The sequence below is a fragment of the Desmonostoc muscorum LEGE 12446 genome (assembly GCF_015207005.2).
Lineage (GTDB): Bacteria > Cyanobacteriota > Cyanobacteriia > Cyanobacteriales > Nostocaceae > Nostoc > Nostoc muscorum.
In genome coordinates this window covers 5,845,359-5,864,787 of sequence record NZ_JADEXS020000001.1, presented here as the reverse complement: position 1 = coordinate 5,864,787, position 19,429 = coordinate 5,845,359, and the positions used below count along the sequence as shown (strand labels likewise).

General features: G+C 40.4%; 17 protein-coding genes and 1 tRNA gene. 9 read left to right on the top strand and 9 right to left on the bottom strand.

The features are described from left to right. The first annotated feature begins 120 nt into the window (after positions 1-120). A complete protein-coding gene (locus IQ276_RS24925; protein ID WP_193920491.1) occupies positions 121-405 on the top strand; it encodes a DUF427 domain-containing protein in 285 nt (94 codons plus the stop codon). Between the two features lie 696 nt (positions 406-1,101). On the opposite strand, the gene IQ276_RS24920 is transcribed toward IQ276_RS24925, so the two are convergent. From IQ276_RS24920 to alr, 9 genes are all read right to left on the bottom strand, one after another. Further along, positions 1,102-4,095, bottom strand: a complete 2,994-nt coding sequence (locus tag IQ276_RS24920; RefSeq protein WP_235115942.1) for a hybrid sensor histidine kinase/response regulator — start codon at positions 4,093-4,095, stop codon at positions 1,102-1,104. Between the two features lie 98 nt (positions 4,096-4,193). Beyond that, positions 4,194-7,019, bottom strand: a complete 2,826-nt coding sequence (locus tag IQ276_RS24915; protein ID WP_235115941.1) for a methyl-accepting chemotaxis protein — start codon at positions 7,017-7,019, stop codon at positions 4,194-4,196. 102 nt (positions 7,020-7,121) lie between these two features. After that, complete coding sequence (locus tag IQ276_RS24910) at positions 7,122-7,619, bottom strand: chemotaxis protein CheW (RefSeq protein ID WP_193922264.1); 498 nt, start codon at positions 7,617-7,619, stop codon at positions 7,122-7,124. Positions 7,620-7,623: 4 nt separating this feature from the next. Next, on the bottom strand, positions 7,624-8,001 hold the full coding sequence (locus IQ276_RS24905) for a response regulator (RefSeq protein ID WP_073644136.1): 378 nt from the start codon (positions 7,999-8,001) through the stop codon (positions 7,624-7,626). Between the two features lie 45 nt (positions 8,002-8,046). Further along, entirely contained in the window at positions 8,047-9,117 is a 1,071-nt protein-coding gene (locus tag IQ276_RS24900; RefSeq protein ID WP_190883355.1) for a response regulator, read from the bottom strand. Positions 9,118-10,287: 1,170 nt separating this feature from the next. Beyond that, a complete protein-coding gene (locus IQ276_RS24895) occupies positions 10,288-10,626 on the bottom strand; it encodes a hypothetical protein (RefSeq protein WP_235115940.1) in 339 nt (112 codons plus the stop codon). Between the two features lie 439 nt (positions 10,627-11,065). Next, positions 11,066-11,251: a hypothetical protein gene (locus IQ276_RS24890; protein ID WP_193920641.1), complete on the bottom strand. Its 186-nt coding sequence runs from the start codon at positions 11,249-11,251 to the stop codon at positions 11,066-11,068. Between the two features lie 79 nt (positions 11,252-11,330). Then, positions 11,331-11,412: transfer RNA gene (locus tag IQ276_RS24885), tRNA-Leu, on the bottom strand. Between the two features lie 182 nt (positions 11,413-11,594). Continuing rightward, on the bottom strand, positions 11,595-12,782 hold the full coding sequence (gene alr, locus IQ276_RS24880) for an alanine racemase (protein ID WP_193920639.1): 1,188 nt from the start codon (positions 12,780-12,782) through the stop codon (positions 11,595-11,597). Positions 12,783-13,099: 317 nt separating this feature from the next. On the opposite strand from alr, the gene IQ276_RS24875 reads away from it, so the two are divergent. The 8 genes from IQ276_RS24875 (at position 13,100) to IQ276_RS24840 (ending at position 19,341) form a co-directional block, all read left to right on the top strand. Next, positions 13,100-13,597 (top strand): HNH endonuclease, encoded by a 498-nt coding sequence (locus IQ276_RS24875; protein ID WP_190883361.1) that lies wholly within the window; start codon positions 13,100-13,102, stop codon positions 13,595-13,597. Positions 13,598-14,476: 879 nt separating this feature from the next. Beyond that, entirely contained in the window at positions 14,477-15,754 is a 1,278-nt protein-coding gene (locus IQ276_RS24870) for a DHH family phosphoesterase (protein ID WP_073644142.1), read from the top strand. Positions 15,755-15,964: 210 nt separating this feature from the next. Next, positions 15,965-16,435 (top strand): DUF29 domain-containing protein, encoded by a 471-nt coding sequence (locus tag IQ276_RS24865; RefSeq protein WP_193920636.1) that lies wholly within the window; start codon positions 15,965-15,967, stop codon positions 16,433-16,435. Positions 16,436-16,649: 214 nt separating this feature from the next. Then, on the top strand, positions 16,650-16,850 hold the full coding sequence (locus IQ276_RS24860; RefSeq protein WP_193920634.1) for a hypothetical protein: 201 nt from the start codon (positions 16,650-16,652) through the stop codon (positions 16,848-16,850). Continuing rightward, positions 16,847-17,056 (top strand): hypothetical protein, encoded by a 210-nt coding sequence (locus IQ276_RS24855; RefSeq protein WP_193920632.1) that lies wholly within the window; start codon positions 16,847-16,849, stop codon positions 17,054-17,056. The genes IQ276_RS24860 and IQ276_RS24855 overlap by 4 nt, the downstream gene beginning before the upstream one ends. An 89-nt stretch (positions 17,057-17,145) precedes the next feature. Next, the gene (locus tag IQ276_RS24850; protein WP_235115939.1) at positions 17,146-17,379 is read left to right on the top strand and encodes a DUF2281 domain-containing protein; all 234 of its coding nucleotides are present in this window, start codon (positions 17,146-17,148) and stop codon (positions 17,377-17,379) included. A gap of 222 nt (positions 17,380-17,601) precedes the next feature. After that, positions 17,602-18,096, top strand: a complete 495-nt coding sequence (gene sixA / locus IQ276_RS24845; protein ID WP_193925509.1) for a phosphohistidine phosphatase SixA — start codon at positions 17,602-17,604, stop codon at positions 18,094-18,096. A 108-nt stretch (positions 18,097-18,204) separates the two neighbouring features. Beyond that, positions 18,205-19,341, top strand: coding sequence for a citrate synthase (locus tag IQ276_RS24840; protein WP_190883364.1), 1,137 nt, complete (start codon positions 18,205-18,207; stop codon positions 19,339-19,341). The last annotated feature ends 88 nt before the right edge of the window (positions 19,342-19,429 follow it).

Sequence of the window (19,429 nt, the reverse complement as noted above, 5' to 3'; positions counted from 1 at the left end):
GTCTTTGTAACAAATGAACAAGCTATTGTTACCACGGGAACTCAGCAACGCCATAATTTCACTGCTTGCAGCCGTGGAAGTGTCAAAATATATATGTAAACTTTATTTACAAAATCAGTTATGCCCAAAGCAAGTTGGAATGGTGCAGTTTTAGCCGAGAGCGATAATACCGTAGTTGTGGAAGGCAACCATTATTTCCCAGCTGACACAATTAAAAAGGAGTACTTCACAGAAAGTAATACCCACACTACTTGTCCTTGGAAGGGTGTTGCTAGCTACTACAGTATCGAAGTTGATGGACAAGTCAACAAAGATGCTGCTTGGTATTATCCCAGCACTAAGGAAAAAGCTAAGAATATTGAAGGCTATGTCGCTTTCTGGAAAGGCGTAAAGGTCGAGGTTTAATCAAGGTTCCTCGAAGTATTTTATTTCCAGAAAATTGATTCAGTATTTACAGCAATCATCAAACTAAATTTTGTGGAGGTTGGCTTGTGTTAACCTCCACAGTCTTTTAAACTATTTAGCGCTCGCAGTTTTTCAATATCCAGCAAAATTGAGCGTAGAGACGTGAATAGCCGGGAACTTTGACTGCGTTGTGAATCTGAATTGTGCTGTTAATAGTATAAAATTTTTATTGATAAGTTTTACTTAAGCTTTGGTAGCGATTGCATAAGTTTGCTCGCAAATAGATAAACGTTCTGAACCAAACAACTTGTGTTGTGAATGAACGGACAAGTTTTCGTTCACAACGGATAAGCATTCTGAACCAAACAACTTGTGTTGTGAATGAACGGACAAGTTTTCGTTCACAACAGATAAGCATTCTGAACCAAACAACTTGTGTTGTGAACCAACGGACAAGCTGTGGTAACGACAACAACTTTATTCTTACAGCAATTTTGATGTATTTGAACCACATCTGTCGTAGGGGCACAGCAATGCTGTGCCCTTACCGCGCGGTCTATTTACCTGAAAATAGCTGTAATATCAAGTCCAGATAATTGCATGGCGAGTTGAATAAATTGAAGTAACGTGTAAGTCTTTGGCGTAACGCACCCTACTAAAACTAATTTATTCTGAATTTTGAATTGTGTATTTTTTTTAATTAGACGCTGCCTTTTCTGCAACATTACGAATTATTTCTTCCAATGTTTGGAGTAATTCTTGTTCGTTGTAAGGTTTAGAAAAGTAGGCTCTTGCACCCAATTGCATAGCCAATTGGCGATGTTTATTACTACTACGGGAAGTCAACATCGCAACTGGAATATTTTTTGTATCCATATCTGAATTTACGCGACCTAAAAAGCCATAACCATCAAGACGAGGCATTTCAATGTCACAAATTACTGCTTCAACTCTCAATCCATTTTGGAGCTTTTCTAAAGCGTCTTGACCGTCTTTAGCTTGTTCTACTTGATACCCTCCTTTTTCTAGGGTTAAAGCTAAGAAGCGGCGAACATTAATTGAGTCATCTACAATCAAAATTGTGCCTTTAAATTTGGTAGATGCTGCTGAAACTTTTTCTTCATCAAATATCAGGAAAGGTGTCTTTAATCTTGCTGATGGTAATTGAGTACCTTTAGGAGTCCGCTGATTAGTAGCAATCCAATATAGCAATTCGTTGATATTAACTAGTGGCACTACTCGACCATCTCCAAGAATTGTACAGTTGCCAAAGCCATGAGGTAGAGATATATTTCCTTCGACTTGGCGAACAGCAACTTCTTGCTCACCCCAACAACGGTCTATTTGTATCGCTACCGGCTGATTATTACCTTTGACTACTAACACGCTGTTAACATTAATCGCTGCCGGAGTTTCTAATTCTGCGCTATCGTAACGCAGGCAATTAAATTCTAAGTAGCGACTCAAGCGAATTAGTGGTAGCATGGTTCCTTGCCAATTGAGGACTTCGCTACCCGCCATTTGGAAAACTCGCTCGTTTTGGAGTAATGATATTTCCGAAATAACATCTGTGGGAAATGCCAATAGCATTTTGTTAATTTCTACTAACAATACTCGTGCCACAGAAAGTGTAAATGGTACTGAGAGGGTGAAGGTGGTGCCAACTCCCGGTTCTGTATCAACTTTGATATCTCCTCGAATCAATTTAAGATTGTTGCGAACTACATCCATACCGACACCGCGACCAGATAATGTTGTCACTTGGTCGGAAGTGCTAAAACCTGGTTCAAAAATTAGTGATAACAGTTCTTCATCACTAGCGTTAGTAATCAGAGAAGCATCCAATCCCATAGCTAAGGCGCGGGTGCGAATTTTCTCTAGAGAAATACCCCAACCATCATCACGTATACTAATGAGTGTACGATTACCATGATGAGTTGCTTTAATTTCAATTAATCCTTGTTCTGGTTTACCGAGAAGGCGACGGGTGGCAGGATCTTCGATACCATGATCGAAGGCATTTCTTAATAGGTGCATTAAAGGCTCGTTCAATGCTTCTAAAATGCCGCGTTCAATTAGAGTATTACCACCTTCAATTTTTAGCTGTACATTCTTTCCATACTCTACATTTAAGTCACGCAAAGCTCTAGGAAAACGCTCAACTAAATCTGACAGCGGCCGCATCCGGATATGATTAAGTTTTGTTTGTAATTGTTTTGATGTTTTGTTAATTTTGCGAGCAATTTGGTCTGTATCATCTACACTTAATTGCACATCAGTTGTGACTTCTTGTAGCTGAACAATGGTTTCCATAACTTCCTGCGATCGCAGATTTATATCGTTATAGCGATCCATTCCCAAAATATCAAATTCCCTGTCTGTATCTGGTATATGGTGGTCATTTTCAATTGGGAATTGCTCACTACCAGGCACAGCAGATTGAGTAGAAATTTTATGGTAAGCTGTACGTAGTTCTTGGTTCTCCCGGTCGAGAGTTTGCACTCGCTGGTTGAGATGACGCACGAGTTTGCGTAATCTTTCTAGTTGGGCATTTAACCCATTGCGTTGAACAATTAGTTCTCCAAATAAATCATTAATTTGTTCGAGTTGTTTGCTGGGGACGCGAACGGAATTGTCTGGAATTTCCCGTTCTTTACCAACGGCTAATTTGGCATCTATAGCTTGATTTTCTCTAGCAAATATTGTATTATGCTCTGTAATATTTACAGCATTGACATCATCGGCAAATTCTGCATCTAAAAATGTAAAATTGGCAGCAACTGTTTCATCTTTATGCCAACTTTCTGTGGATGTTGACACGATTTCTGTCTCCAGGATATCTGTGTCAGTTGCATCTGTGGCGAGAAACTGTGGTATTATTTCTGTTTTTAATATTGGCTGGGATTCGGTATAATTAACAAATTTAATTTCTGTAGGTAAATTATCTAATTGATTTGTCAGTACCAAAGCTTGCGATCGCCGCCATGCCTGCAATGCCAATTGAGCGATTTCATAAATGCTCCCGCTACTTGCAGTGGCTAATTGCTGGGTTACTGACTCACAAAGCTTGCTAAAAGCTGATAACTGGAGCATTTCTCCCAAGCCGCCCAATTCTGCTGCCATAACGGCAAATTCTTCTTGTAAATTAGACTCCTGGCTATTTGCCAACGCGGATTCTAAGCGCTGCAAACACTCCTCTACTTCTGTTTCAAATAGCAAAGGAATGACATCTTGCCCATCCTCTGGGGATAGCATACTTGTGGCATCTTCAGCCGTGGGGTCACCCAAGCGTTCATGCAACTCATCAAAAATTGGGTAACAAAAAGTTGCTAACCACTGTTCCTCAACAAGATTTCCCTGTGCCAACAAATCTACAATTTGACGCAACCAATCAACACCAGAAAGCAATAAACTCTGTAACTGAGTATCAATTTCTAAAGAATTTTTTCGAGTTTTTAAAACTTTAAAAGAATCTTCTAAACGATGGGATAAATCACTGAGGGATCTAAATCCCATCATCCCTGCACCGCCTTTAATAGAATGAGCAGCCCGGAGTGCAGCATTAATTTTATCTAAATCGATACGGTTACTAGTATCGATTTCCAGCAATACCCCTTCCAGGGTATTCAAGTAATCAGTCGCTTCTTCCAGAAATTGCATCTGGATTTCTAATTCTTTGTCATTTAACATGGTTTTTGTTTTTGGGCATTGGGCGTTGGGAATTGGGCATTGGTCATTGGTTATTAGTCATTAGCAAAAGACAAAGGACAAATAACAAATGACAAAACTTAACTAACTTTAAAAGTTCCGACAGTCTCTTGCAATTGCTGGGAAATCTCCACAGTTTCTTGCAGAGATTGGGAAATTTGCAGAGAAGAATCGCTGGTGCGTTGTGATACAGCAGCGATGTCTTTCATCGATTGACTGACACTTTGTGATGTTTCTACCTGAGATGCAGTTGCAGTGGAAATCGACTGCACTAAGAAGTCAATTTGACGCGATACATCCAAAATCTGACTTAGACTTTCCTTCGCCTCCTCTACAATTCGAGTACCTTCCACCACTTGGGTAGTTCCGATTTCCATCGCCTGCACCACTTCGCTGGTTTCTCGTTGGATATTCTCCACAATTTCTTCAATTTCTTGGGTTGCAGCGGCACTGCGAATTGCTAGTTCGCCGACTTCTTCGGCAACTACAGCAAAACCTTGACCTTCTTCACCTGCGCGGGCTGCTTCAATACCGGCGTTAATGGCAAGCAAGTTAGTTTGGATGGCGATTTGATTAATTAACGAAACCACGCGAGAAATTTGTTGGGAAGATTCGCCGAGACGCTTGACTTTTTTGGCAGTTTCAGAAACAGTTTCCCGCATAGATAGGATGTTTTGTACTGTCAAATCCATCGCGTGCCCACTTTGAGTGGCGCTGTGAGCAGCATGATTGGCAATAAAAGCTGCTTTTTCGGCACTTTCGGCGACGGCTTGCATAGATTGGGTCATTTGGTCAACAGCATCGAGAGTGCGGTTGATTTCGGTAGCTTGGGTGAGTGCTTCCTCAGCTAGTTGGCGGATGGCTCCTTCGTTTGAGCCGATGGCGGTATTTACTTGAGTAGCAGCTTGTTTAACTTGGGTAACAATATCCCGCAGACTTTCCACAATGGAGTTGAAAAAGTCGGCAACAGTGCCTATTTCTCCAGCAGTCACGTCTGCACGCACTGTCAAATCGCCTCTAGCTGCACCTTCTATATCATCGAGTAGTTCTAAAAGTTGTTGTTGCAGTGCTTCTTTTTCTTGCCGGTCATCATCAGAACCTTTGACTGCAACATTTTTAGTTTGTTCTATTTCTTCTAGTAACTTGGCTTCTTCTAATGCATAACCGATTTGAGTTGCTATCTGTTGAAATAAGTTTATTTCCGGTTCTTGCCAAACACGAGGAGTTTCGCAATGATGAGCAATTAATAAGCCGAAAAGCTGCTCTTGGACAAGAATCGGTGTAATCAAATTACCTTTGACGGCAAATTTTTCTAATAGTTGAATGTAACCCTCGGCATTTTTCAAATTTGGGTCTTGATGAATGTTAGCAACTGCTTGGACTCGATGATCTTGATAAGTTTCTATATGGCGTCGCCAAAAATCAGGCTCATCAATTCGCACTCCGATCATTTCTGGCCAATTGCCTGTTACTGATTCAGCAACAACGACACCATCCCAAGTCTCTGAATTCAAATAATAAATGATTACTCGGTCTGTTTTTATCGCTCGGTGAACTTCTTTAACTGCTGCTTGATAAATATCTTCTGTTTTCAGAGTTCTCCGAATCTTGAGGGTAATATCTGCTAGTAATTTTGCCCCTTCAACATCTACTTCTTGTTCCTTGGACAAGACCTCCAATTGTTCAGCCATCTGGTTGATATTTGCACTCAATACCCCTAACTCATCTTGTCTTTTGGTGTCCAAACGGGTATTTAATTTCCCTTGATTTAGCTTTGTTAATGCCGCAGTTGCATTGAGAATAGGCTGTGTAGTCAGTTTCGCTAACCGAGATGCGATCGCTGCTACAATCAAAGCTGTCAATCCAGTGCCAATGGCTATAATCCACAACAATTGTCTTTGCGGTTCAAATACAATTGCTGTGTCTGTAGATAAAAGTACCTGCCAATTTAAATCAGGCAAGCCATCTAACTTAGTTGATGGCACATAGCTAACTAATTCTTGTTTTTTATAAGTTTTAGGAACTTCAATAAAACTATCTATTTTTTTTGCTGTTAGCAGTTTAGCTAAACTCCGATATTCTGCCTTTGCTTGTTTGCCCAATAATTTCTGTTGTGGACTCAAAAAAACTGTTCCCACAGCATCAAGTAAATGATATTGTTGTCCATTGACTGCGTAGTTTTTGATGACTTCATTTAAAGATTTGACAGGCATCCGCGCTCGAACCACGCCAATGGTTTGACCCGTAAATGTATTTTTAATCGGTGCTGTTATGTAAATACTTACTACACCAGTACTTGCTGCTTGTGGATTACTAATAACAGGAGCATCTTTTTGCAGAACCTCTTGAAAATATTTTTGGTCTTTTTGGTTTTCCAGAAGTTCGCCTGTGGATTGAACAATTAAGTTGCCAAGGCGATCGAAAATGGCAACACTATCATAAGCTTGGTAAGCTTCCACAACGCGGTTTAATACTGCTTGCTTTTCTTGACTACTTGTGCTATCACTAGCTTGGGAATTTGTCAAAAATGGCAAACTAGATATTACTTGGATATCTCCGTAGCGTCCCAACATGAAACGGTTTATTTTATCGCTTAAACCGATGGCTTCGGCTTGTTGAGACTGGGTAATTTGCTTAGTAATGGATTTGTTGGCAAAGCTAAAAGCGATCGCACCTATGGCCAATACTGGTAGTGTACTAATGGCGATCGCCAAAATTGTTGCTTTCGTAACTAAACTTAGCCTTGTAAAATAGCCAAAAGCCTGATTACTAGAAGAATTACCAGTAGTTTCAGCAGTAGGCTTACTTGGCAGCTTAACTACACTTCCAGTAACTTTTTGAGATGAAATCAGCGATGCCCGATTTTGAGGGCCACTACCGTTGTTCGTGTTAGTTTTATTAAACATTAAGATTATTTCTCCAAGATGTGAATAAGTAAACTAAAAATTATTTTTTATAAACAATTCTGAATTCTGAATTCTGAATTCTGACTCCTAAATTATTTTTACCTAATCACTGCGGAGAATAGAAGACTGCACAATAGCCTGAGCATCTAGCACCAGTGATATTTCATTTTGTTGCACTACACAGCCACATAAATAAGGAACTAAACTAGATGCTACTTGTCCTATGGGAGAATGAATTTCATCAGCAACAAACCTAGTTGTACCTTTGATTTCTTGTACAACTAACCCTAACACCAGTGATTCAACTCGGATAACGATCGCATTATACTGCCGCACCCGATAATCAAGAGATTCTAAATTCAGCATTCTTGGCAAATCAATTACCCAAATTATCCGACTCCGCCAATTCATTAAGCCTAATATACAAGGAGGCATATTAGGCATCGAAGTAACAGAATCAACAGGCACAATAATTGCTTCTTGAGTATGTTTCATTGATAAAACAGCGCCAGTCTGCTGATTTAGCTGGAACTTTAAATAACCTTCTGCTAAATTATTTTCGGCTGGTTTTGGGGAAAGTTTAATATTTGTACTAGTCATTGATTTAAATTACCACTGATTTAATCGTGCGTAGAAGATGTTCGCGGGTGTAAGGTTTAGTTATATAGGCATCTGCACCTTGTCTCATCGCCCACAAACGGTCAATTTCCTGATTTTTAGAACTACAAATTATAATCGGTACTTTTGCAGTAATTGGATTTCTTCTGAGGGAACGGCATAACTCAAACCCACTCATTTCCGGCATGACTACATCAGTAACTATCACATCCAATTTTTCCAAGACAGCTTTTTCTAAAGCTTCTTTTGCACCAGTAGTTTTAATTACGTTGTAACCACTTTCTTTGAGATAATGGCTCATTAATTCCAATTCGCTGGGAGAATCTTCTACAATCAGAATTGTGCCAAGCAAAGTCAGGCTCACTATAAATCTCCTAAAAGTAAATTAAGGCGATTAAATTTTATTAAATTAACCAAGATGTTTAAAAACCATTTTTAGCAATTCTGACTGGGTAAAAGGCTTAGTCAAATATCCTGATGATCTGACCATTTTAGCTTTTGCCCTATCAATAAATCCTGTTCTACCAGTCACCATGATAATAGGTGTACTTTTAAAAGCTGAATGTTTCCTTAATAAGGAACATAGCTCATAGCCGTCTAAAGAAGGCATTTCAACATCTAGCAAAATCAGATCGGGCTTACTCCGGAGAATTTGCATTAAAGCTTTCACTGGATCGTTGATCATCACAACTGAAAATGTGTTTTCATCCAAAAAATGTTTAATGGAATTCAACACTGTTTGACTATCATCAATGCAGGCAATTGTATATATATTTTTGCCAACAGGTAACTGAGGTATTTTATTATTATTCTCAGAAATCTCAAAATTGATTTGTTTCGCTAATTGTTGCCCAATTTTTATTTGTAATTGCGGCTGAACTTGAGATGCTTGTGTTGTCGGTAAAACTTGAGAACCAGCGCCAGCAGGAATTGATGACTGGATATTTTGCCGATTTCTTAACTGCTTTTGACAATGTTCCACAAGTAATCGCAAATCCAGACGACAAAACTTTGGTAGTTCATCTAAAGAATTTTCCGGACTAAATTCATAACTACCTTCTTTTAAGCACAGAAATGATTCCAGTACTTCTTTTGCTAATTCGTCTATCAGAGTTCCTGCTTGTACAGAGGTAATTAAATCCTGATTTACTAACCAGCAAATAGCTTGATAATCTGCATTTGGTATTGATTGATGTTCATTTTTTGTCTCAAACATCAGCCGCATCTGAATCCGAGTAGCGCTGTTGAGAGCAGGAATTTGCTGACTCAAACGCCGCAAATGACTATCAAGCCGCTCAAACAGCTTATCTGAATAGGAGGCATAAGTAAGTTTACCGTCCTCTAGATAAATTGACCAATAAACTATCCCTGTAAATACGCTTAAGCAACCTGTAGCACGCCGACTAGTTAATTGTGCCAACAGAGATAGCGGATGTAGTTTTTGGAACAACCTGTAGCTACCTATAGGAGTTGTGCTCATTTTGCTTTTACTCAGCTAAATTCCATACGTGTAAGCTAAATTCGTCTAGAGTTCTTCCACAATTCAAATTAAGTAAAAGGCTTCAAAATTTTGTATTTTAAAGTACATGAATTTAACTTTTAGGATTTGTGGTGAAACTCAACGAAAGCGGTGTTATTTTCAAATGCTCAAATCTCAGTAAAATCGTAAATTGTGATTAATTTACTTTTTGTTACTGAGATTTATAGACATTCTTGAAAAAGAAGACATAGAAATGTCAAGACTAGATGAAGCCACTTTCCATTGAGTAACCCCATTCTGACCACAGGAATAATACTGATTTTCTTAAAATAATATATTTGAACTTCTGTATTTACACTTGAGTTAAATTCAGTATTTAAGCATATTAATAGTAACCAAAAAGACTTTTATTTAAAATAATATGTCGAAAATCAGTAATAATACTGATTTTTTGAAAAAAATAAAACAGAACTAAAAAACCATAATACAATAATTGAATAATCTAAGTAAAATTTAATACTTTAATCTTTTCTATACCCCTGAGTATAAGTGTGGGAGAGCAGGAAGGACAGTAAACGCTTGCAATAGGGAAGAACAAATTAGTGAGTATAATTCATAATTGATAATTCATACAGCGTTTTTGAGGTATATGTCCTAACCTACCTGGCAATTGCTGTAAATAAAGTACACTCGTAAGGGCGTTCTCTCTTAGCGTTCCCGTTCGCAAAGCGTCTCCTTGGCGCAGCCTCTCGTAGAGAAGAGAAGGGTACGGCCGTTCGCCATTACAATTATCTGTACCTCACAAAGTTAATCTTCAGCACCTAAACAAAGACCAATCATTTGTATCAGGCATTTCGTGAAATGGTATTAGCCCTTTTAAGGTGAACAACGAAGATATAGGACTCATATTTGATTTTTGAACAAAACTCAGTACACTTTTATTCCTTCTTCCCAGTCCCCAGTCCCCAATCCCCAGTCCCTTACCTCTACGAGTGATTCAGAAATCAAATCGGATTCCTATAGGTTATTTCAGTGCTACCATCTTGAATACTCTGCTTATATTTTTGGCTTTCTGAAGGTTGAAATAATCAATCTTCGTTTGGAATTTCACCATCTTAAAAGGTCTACGCGACGACTCTTTAGCCCTCGGAACTTTAGCATTTTAGCCTATCAATTATATTTTTCGCATATTTCATCTGCTATGACCCCTGCAACTGTCCCAGGTGCTGCATAACCTTCTCGTGTCCCTTGATTGGTTTGAATATAATAATTACTTGTTTCACAATTTACTACAAAGATTGCACGCCCAAACAGTTTACTTTTAACTTCAGCACCATGTATTTCGCCTTTAATATAGACAGATTCATCATTTATATATATTGGATTATCTTCATCGTCGTAGCCAACAACATACCATTCTGCTCTAGCTTTAAGAGGAAAACTTAGTGCAACAGCAATAGCGGTCACCAAAATAAATAAATGAACATACTGCTTGTTGCGTCTTTTCATAAGTATAAAAAACATGGCTTTTGCTCTAATAGTAACAAGTGAACTAATACAAAAGAAATTTTAAGTATTCCAGTATTAGCCATAAATCTTTAACTAACTTAAGGGAGCTTTACATCATGTTTTAATTAGCTATATTTAGTGAACCAATTTCGTGTATAATTTTAATTTTTAAAATGCCTTATCACTATTAGCTAGCAAATTTTCCAGGCATTTTCTGAGTTGTTGTGCTATCGAACTCGCCTAATCACGATGCCTCCTCGCTTCGACATCGCTTTTGATGTTATAGCAGTAAAGAGGCAACAGGCTTGAAAGTCTTTTGGTGTCTGGGTTTTACTATAATTTTATGTCCTAACCTACCTGACAACTGCTATAAATCTTGTAACTCAATTTAGATGTGTCTAACGTTGTTGCTTGATTGTGGCAACTGCGATCGCCTGACTCAAAGCAAACCAGCGCTCATAGTGCAGTGCTGCACCAAATAAGAAAAAAGCAGGGAGAAGCGATCGCAGTAATTACCACGAGATACGATTATCTTGAGGTTTGACTCACGCAATAACTCGGCGATCGCAAAGTTAAAAAATACAGACAATAATCTTCTTACGCCAGTAGAATCTATATCTACCAACTCTCCTGCTTGCAGTTGAGGACGAATTCAAAAACTGCATGACCCAACAGGCTCATGCAGTTTTTGGCAATTATGAAAGTGCGGATAAAAGGACTTGAACCTTCACTCCTTTCGGAACTAGAACCTAAATCTAGCGCGTCTGCCAATTCCGCCATATCCGCATCAGTTTACTATCTTACCACAAGAAATTATTTTTGGGAATAGGGAATGGGGAGATGGGGAGATGAGGGGGATGAGGGAGATGAGGAAGCAGGGAAAGAATAATAACTCTTAACTTCTAACTCTTAACTCCTAACTCCTAACTCCTAACTCCTAACTCAGCACTTCCCATGCCCCATGCCTATTACATAACAGCAACACGAGGTAGACGATGCTTGAAGCCGCAGAGAATTTCCCAAGAAATAGTATTTAATTGTTCTGCCCAATCGTCTGCGGAAATTTTTTCTTTTCCCTGTTCCCCAAGTAAGGTGACTACTTCTCCTTCTTGGATATCGGGCATAGCACTCACATCCAGCATCAACTGATCCATTGTAATTGTGCCGATTTGCGACACTCGCTGACCCCGAATCAACACCTGCATTTTGTTGGAAAGATTACGAGGAACACCGTCAGCGTAGCCAATTCCCACCACGGCGAGGCGAAGTTGACGCGGGGCAATAAATTTATGGCCGTAGCTGACAGCTGTTCCTGCGGCAATTGTTTTGACTTGGGTAACTCGTGCTTTAAGTTCCAAAACGGGCTTGAGATCGATCGCCTTTTCTAAATGGGTTGCTGGGTAAAGTCCGTAAACAGCTAAACCTACTCGCACAATATCGTAGTGCAATGCTCGATCTGTAAGTGCCGCCGCTGAATTTGCCAAGTGCAAGCAAGGTGGTTGAATTCCCATTGCTTTGATTTGGGCGATCGCTTCCTCAAATCGTCTATGCTGTTCTTCCATTGCGGTAGTATCAGGATCATCTGCTGTTGCCAAATGCGAATAAATACTGGCAATAGAAAGATGTGGTAACCGCTGCACTAATTGCACAAATTCACCAGCTTGTTGCCAATTAGTTCCCAGCCTAGACATTCCCGTGTCTAATTTGATGTGTACGGGAATGGGAGAACTATAGTTCATGGATTCTAAGATATCGGAAAATACCAGGGCTTGTTTCGGGCTGCACAGTGTCGGCTGAAGATTCCACTGAGCGATCGCATGAATCTGCTCTAATGTATGAGTCGCCCCTAAAATCAAAATCGGGGCTTGAATCCCGCCTTCTCGCAATTGAATCGCCTCTGGAACTGTAGCGACTCCCAGCCAACTAGCTCCCGATTGGATTGCAGTTTGAGCCACCGTTACCGCCCCATGTCCATAGGCATCAGCTTTTACCACTGCCATCAATTTAGTACGCGGCGATAAAAACTGCACTAATCGCTGTACATTGTACGACAACGCCCCCAAATCAATTTCTACCCAAGCTCGTTGCGAAAACCACGCGTAGGTGTCGCACTGCTCATTAGAAACTACACCGGGGATTTCCTTGCGACTTAACATTTGTACTGACTCCTATTACACCAAAGCTAAACTTCCAAGTTATCTATCTATACACGCTCCTAAAAGCGATATCAGATTAAACAGGAAGTTTAACTCTGACTTGGAATTGATACAAGATTTTGAGAAATCCAGGTTAAGAGTGAGGAGTGAGGAGTGAGGAGTTAGAAGTCAGGAGTGAGGAATTTTAACTCATAACTCCTAACTCCTAACTCATAACTTAATTTCCGAATTATCCCGGAAGTATCATTTCTTATCATCTCCCTCGAAGGGTATATTTGTGTTAATATATGTAAAACTAATACCCTGAGCGCAGATCAATGGGGAAGGTTTTAGTCTTAAACGCCTCTTACGAACCTCTCAATATAACGAGTTGGCGTCGCGCTGCGGTTCTGTTAATCAAGGGGAAAGCAGAACGCGTGGAACACAACGGTAAATTCCTTTATTCGGATTTTCCGCTGCCGACCGTGATCAGGTTGCGTCATTATGTCCGCGTTCCTTATAAAGAAATTCCTCTCACTCGCCGAAACATATTGCATCGTGATGGTCATGCCTGTCAATACTGTGGTTACACAGGGGACGAGTTGACCTTAGACCATGTAATACCGCGATCGCGCGGCGGGGGAGATAGCTGGGAGAACATTGTTACAGCTTGTGTCCGTTGCAATGTTAAAAAAGGCAGTCGCACTCCCCACGAAGCTCATATGCCTTTGCGTCATCTTCCTCGCCAACCTTATAGCAGCCTTTATTTCGAGGTGAGCAAACACCTCAAAAGTGGACTGCACACAGAGTGGCAAAAGTATGTTATTGGACTTTGATATGACATAGCCTAGTAGCCTGAGAATTATACAGCAATAGTCACACCTTTGCCTTTGTGCTTGGCTTCTAAATAAGCCTAAAGCAGATATGCACACATTTTGCTTTGACAAATTGTGTGTTAGATAACCTTTGTCCACAGATTGTGAGGGACATTGTTCGGCAGAAGCTGACATAGCAGTTTGATGAAATCCAGGCAAAAAAGACAACAGCTTACTAATATACCTCATAAAATTCGCAAATAGCTAGGGGTTGTTGGAAAATATTTAAATTTTCAACTGACCGCGCTATTAGCGAACCTTTACTCACCGGAGTCTTCTACCATACCTTGAGATTACTAGAGGGATGGGGTGTTGGGTATTGAGTCCTAGAAAAACTCTTCTTCGTCTGCCTATTCCCCACTCCCCAGCCCCTTTTACACAAAATACAAAAGATGCCCTATTGGTTAAAGATATAATTATTAATTGCTCAATAATCAAAATAATGAGACTATTGAACATAAGATTGTTTTAAATATCAAAGAGTAACTCTAAAGTATTAGATGGAAAGTATACCTTAAGTAAGATAAATTTCAAACGACGACCATCAACTTTGAATAAAAATCCCTGTAATTCAAATTACAGAAAACAAAAAAGCTACTAAAAGAGGTTTACGCCGCCAGAGAAAGCCAGTACAAAACTTCCTTTTTTCCAGTACCTATATGCGTTGTAGTGGAATTTAGTTGATTGCTGAGCTATGTTACTGACAAAAAATATACTTAGATATATAGTGCGATGTCTTGATATTTTTGCGAAGATCAAAATAATGTGGCTAAATTCAGTGAATCGCTGATTGTAGTATTTCTGAATTAATGGAGCCTCACACTTGAAAAAAAGTTCCCTATGTACTTAAATTCTCCCGTTAATCAGTTTGAGAGTTTGTCATTGACCACAGAGCCAAGCCCAGAGGAAGCTGAAATAGACCCAGTGGAAGTTGCACTTAAAAGTCCATCATTACAACCATCCCTAAGTGAAGGGGCTATCTATCTTAGTCCGCGCAGTAATTCTCTGACACAACAAAAGTCAGAAGAACTGCAAAAAACTCTGCTAGCGCACCGACACGATCGCCAACTGATAATTTTGCAAGATTTTCCTGACCCAGACGCTCTTTCTTGTGCCTGGGCTTATCAATTAATTGCCCAGCAATACGATATCAAATCTGAAATAATTTATGCTGGCGCTTTGAGTCACCAAGAAAATATTGCCTTGGTTAGACTCACTAATTTACCTATCCAACGCTGGACGCAGCAAACCTTAAAAACCAAAGATTTGTCGTGTTATCAAGGTTTTGTATTAATTGATAACCAAGGAACCACTTCTCAGCTATTATCAGCTGTTCAACAGGCTGGAATTCCGTTAGTTGCGTTGATTGACCATCACAGTTTGCAAGGTGAACTCGAATCCGAGTTTATGGATGTTCGTCCTTATGTGCGAGCGACGGCGACCATTTTTACACAGTATCTGCAAGCGGGATTACTAGCATTAGATAGCAGTATCAATCAACACGTTAAATGTGCTACTGCCTTGATGCATGGCTTGCGATCGGATACAAATCGGCTGATGCAAGCCCAAGAAGAAGATTTCATGGCAGCTGCATATTTAAGCCGATTTTATGACGCGCAACTGCTGAATGCCATTTTACAGGCGAATCGTTCCAAGCGGGTGATGGATGTGATCGAGCGATCGCTCAAAAACCGCATCGTTCAAAATAACTTTTCCATTGCTGGTGTTGGTTACCTGCGCTACGATGACCGCGACGCCATCCCCCAAGCAGCTGATTTTCTCGTCACTGAAGAAAACGTCCATACTGCGGTAGTTTATGGCATTGTTCACGATGAAGACGAAGAATTAGAAATAGTCATCGGTTCCTTGAGAACCACCAAACTCACCCTTGACCCCGATGAATTCATCAAAGAAGCCTTTGGTCAAGATAGCACAGGGCGCTTTTTTGGTGGTGGAAGGACAAGCGCAGGCGGCTTTGAAATTCCGATGGGTTTCTTATCTGGCAGTAATGAAAATTCCGCCTATGCAAAAATGAAATGGGAAGTATTCGACGCTCAAATTAAGCAAAAGCTACTGAGGTTAGTTAATCCCAGAGATAACCCGATTCAGTCCGAGTAGAGGAAGGTGAGGGAGATGGGGAGAACTCCTAACTTATGTAGCAGTAAAAGTGTGTTTGGTCAAATAGGATCCCTTCCCGGCTTTTTTTAAAAGTCGGGAATTTGACTTTTATGAACTGATTGGGAATGTAGTTCGTGCCTCATTTTAACGTGAGTCGGTACAAATAAAGTTAACTCCTGCCTACCTATTGATTTGCCAAAAAGGAGCGCTATGAAGTCTATAGAACTTCAAATGTTACAAACCCTGTATGAGCAAGATTTTTGTGCTTGGGTAGAGCAGACCGCAGCACTTTTACAATCGCATCAGTGGGACACGTTGGATTTAGAACACCTAATTGAGGAAGTGGTGGACTTGGGTAAGAGTCAACAGCGGGCGTTGCAAAGTGCGTTGCGCTTAGTGTTGTCGCATTTGTTGAAGTGGAAATATCAATCTGAACGTCGTAGCCATAGTTGGCAAGTGACCATTACCCGTGAGCGACTGAATATAGATGAATTGCTGCAAGAAAGTCCTAGCTTGTGCCGTTTTTTAAATGATATCGAGTGGCTTAATACTACCTATCAAAGAGCGCGGCGAGAGGCTATGGTGGAAACTGGTTTGTTAGAGGAAAATATTGCGATCGCCTGTCCCTTTTCTGTGAATGAGATATTAGACCTAGACTTTTATCCAAACGCTGACGAATAACCGTAATCTTAGCTTGTAAGCGGTAAATCTTAAGTAGGGTGTGTTACGGCTTTAGCCTAACGCACCGCTATCTAAGATGCTGCGTTAGGCACTCTAATATGTTTATCTTTTTACTTTTTACTTATTAAGTTGGATTACAAATTATGAAAGTAAATAAGCAATTCAATTCATAGTATATTTAATTTAAAGAATGCAAGCTTGATTTATCTAAATTATGAGTACCTTAAAGGAAGTCGAACTCGCTATTAGTCAACTTTCGCCAGAGGATCTCGCGGCTTTTCGTGTCTGGTTTGCCCAATTCGATGCAGCAGCCTGGGATAAACAGATTGAAAAAGATGTGGCTGACGGTCGGTTAGATGCATTGGCACAGAAAGCACTTAAACATCTGCGAGAAGGGCGTTGTACTGACCTGTGAAACATCGAGCAACCCCTGATTTTTGGTATTACTATCGCCAGTTACCAATTGATATCCAACAGCTTGCTGACCGATGTTATGACTTGCTTCGAGAAAATCCCAAGTATCCATCATTGCATTTCAAAAAAGTTGGTCAGTTTTGGTCAGTGCGTATTGGTATACATTATCGGGCGCTTGCTGTAGAAGAAGATGGTAATTTTGTATAGTTTTGGATTGGGTCACATCCAGAATATGACAAATTGCTCAGTGGTAGATAGCGTTCTAACAATAGTTATACTTTTCGAGAGGTATAAGAATGACACAGCAAGAATTGTTAAATGAGTTTTTATCCCTCCCTGCTGAAGCACAGCGTCAAGTCATCGACTTTATTGCTTTTTTGCGACAAAGATATGCAGTAGTTGAACCTACCTCTGAGTCACCAAATTCTGACTTGATAAATGATAAGTTTATTGGGATGTGGAGCGTAGGCGTAGCCCGTCGTAGACATCGCCAAGATTTAGCTGATAGCACTGTTTGGGTACGTAAATAGTCTGGAATTACCCGCCGATCGCAAAAAACCAACGAGATTATAGATTTATTCAAGGTTTAAATTTATTGGCATATCCATAAAACTTAGAATGCCTAACACTTCGCCACAGCAGACAGATGGCAGATGCATGAATACGTAATAATGATTAAGATTAGGATAGATAAATACACAATGAGCGTAACTAAATAACTCAGCACAGGGTACGCTAATAAAATTAAAAATATGGAACTGTATTTAATTCGTCATGGCATCGCCGAAGATAAAGATTTAGGCATCAAGGATGAGGAGCGCAGCCTTACCAAAGAAGGAAGGCAAAAAACCGAGAAAGTTGCCCAGAAACTTGTCAAATTGGATTTAAACTTTGATTTGATTCTCACCAGCCCCTTAGTGCGTGCCCGCCAAACGGCTGAAATCCTGATAGCAGCAGGATTGAGTTCTCGGCTAGAGGAATCCAGTCACCTCGCCCCTGATGGTGAAATTTCTAGTTGGCTGGTAGATTGGTTAGAGCCAAGAAATTATTCCCAAAATACCCAACTGGCCTTGGTTGGACATGAACCGGGTTTGAGCAATTGGGCAGAAATTCTTTTATGGGGGGAGGCCAAAGCCAGCTTAGTCTTGAAAAAAGCAGGTATGATTGGGATAAAACTACCAGAAACTGGTTCTCCTCTGGGTCGTAGTCAGATGTTTTGGTTGACACCACCCAAGTACCTGTCATAACAGTTTTTCAACATTTTTGATTGTTGTTAGAAGGGCTACTGTTATGGCGACAATAAATTTCTGGTAAGTTAACTTGATCGGATATTTCAAAAAGTAAATGGTGTTGCCATGATGGTGTGCGAATACAAGCCTGGTCTAGAAGGCATTCCCGCCGCCCAATCGAGTATCAGTTATGTTGATGGGCAAAAGGGAATACTAGAATATCGTGGCATCCGGATTGAGGAACTAGCAGAAAAAAGTACATTCCTAGAAACTGCTTATCTCTTAATCTGGGGTGAACTGCCTAGTCAACAAGAACTGGAAGCATTTGAACATGAAGTTCTTCACCACAGGCGAATAAAATACCGCATTCGCGACATGATGAAATGCTTTCCAGAAAGCGGTCACCCAATGGATGCCCTGCAAGCCTCTGCTGCTGCTTTAGGGTTGTTTTATTCGCTCCGGGATTTACATAACCCAGCCTACATTCGAGATTCAGTAGTCCGCTTGATAGCAACCATTCCCACGATGGTGGCGGCGTTCCAACTGATGCGAAAAGGCAATGATCCCGTGCGTCCCCGTGATGACTTAGGCTACTCTGCCAATTTTCTATACATGCTCAATGAGCAAGAACCCGATCCTTTGATGGCGCGGATTTTTGATATCTGCTTGATACTTCAGGTCGAGCATACAATGAATGCTTCTACTTTCAGTGCTAGGGTGACAGCTTCTACTTTGACCGATCCCTACGCTGTGGTTGCTAGTGCTGTGGGAACTTTGGGAGGGCCTCTGCATGGTGGAGCCAATGAAGAAGTAATTCAGATGTTGGACAAAATTGGCTCTGTGGAAAATGTCCGTCCTTACATCGAGGATTGTCTGCAACGTAAATCTAAGATTATGGGCTTTGGACATCGTGTCTATAAAGTGAAAGATCCACGAGCTACAATCTTGCAAAAATTAGCCGAGCAGTTGTTTGAGAAGTTTGGCTATGACAAGTCCTATGACATTGCCCAAGAAATGGAACGAGTAGTAGAGGAAAAACTCGGTGGCAAAGGGATTTATCCCAATGTTGACTTTTATTCGGGTTTAGTGTACAGGAAAATGGGAATTCCCACAGACTTGTTTACACCAATATTTGCGATCGCCCGCGTTGCTGGTTGGCTAGCCCACTGGAAAGAACAGCTAGCAGAAAACCGGATTTTCCGTCCAACCCAAGTTTACAACGGTTATCACGAAGTTCCTTATCTCCCGATCGATCAACGTTAACGGGCATTGGGAGTGCTGAGTGAGGAGTTAGGAGTTAGGAGTTAGGAATTAAAAGTTATTCTCCCCCTGCCTCCCCTGCTCCTCTACT

Coding starts and splice junctions, on each gene's coding strand:
- IQ276_RS24840 (WP_190883364.1), top strand. CDS start 18,205: ATGATGGTGTGCGAATACAAGCCTGGTCTAGAAGGCATTCCCGCCGCC.
- sixA (WP_193925509.1), top strand. CDS start 17,602: ATGGAACTGTATTTAATTCGTCATGGCATCGCCGAAGATAAAGATTTA.
- IQ276_RS24850 (WP_235115939.1), top strand. CDS start 17,146: ATGACACAGCAAGAATTGTTAAATGAGTTTTTATCCCTCCCTGCTGAA.
- IQ276_RS24865 (WP_193920636.1), top strand. CDS start 15,965: ATGAAGTCTATAGAACTTCAAATGTTACAAACCCTGTATGAGCAAGAT.
- IQ276_RS24895 (WP_235115940.1), bottom strand. CDS start 10,626: ATGAAAAGACGCAACAAGCAGTATGTTCATTTATTTATTTTGGTGACC.
- IQ276_RS24915 (WP_235115941.1), bottom strand. CDS start 7,019: ATGTTTAATAAAACTAACACGAACAACGGTAGTGGCCCTCAAAATCGG.
- IQ276_RS24910 (WP_193922264.1), bottom strand. CDS start 7,619: ATGACTAGTACAAATATTAAACTTTCCCCAAAACCAGCCGAAAATAAT.
- alr (WP_193920639.1), bottom strand. CDS start 12,782: ATGTTAAGTCGCAAGGAAATCCCCGGTGTAGTTTCTAATGAGCAGTGC.
- IQ276_RS24925 (WP_193920491.1), top strand. CDS start 121: ATGCCCAAAGCAAGTTGGAATGGTGCAGTTTTAGCCGAGAGCGATAAT.
- IQ276_RS24900 (WP_190883355.1), bottom strand. CDS start 9,117: ATGAGCACAACTCCTATAGGTAGCTACAGGTTGTTCCAAAAACTACAT.
- IQ276_RS24860 (WP_193920634.1), top strand. CDS start 16,650: ATGAGTACCTTAAAGGAAGTCGAACTCGCTATTAGTCAACTTTCGCCA.
- IQ276_RS24920 (WP_235115942.1), bottom strand. CDS start 4,095: ATGTTAAATGACAAAGAATTAGAAATCCAGATGCAATTTCTGGAAGAA.
- IQ276_RS24870 (WP_073644142.1), top strand. CDS start 14,477: ATGTACTTAAATTCTCCCGTTAATCAGTTTGAGAGTTTGTCATTGACC.
- IQ276_RS24875 (WP_190883361.1), top strand. CDS start 13,100: ATGGGGAAGGTTTTAGTCTTAAACGCCTCTTACGAACCTCTCAATATA.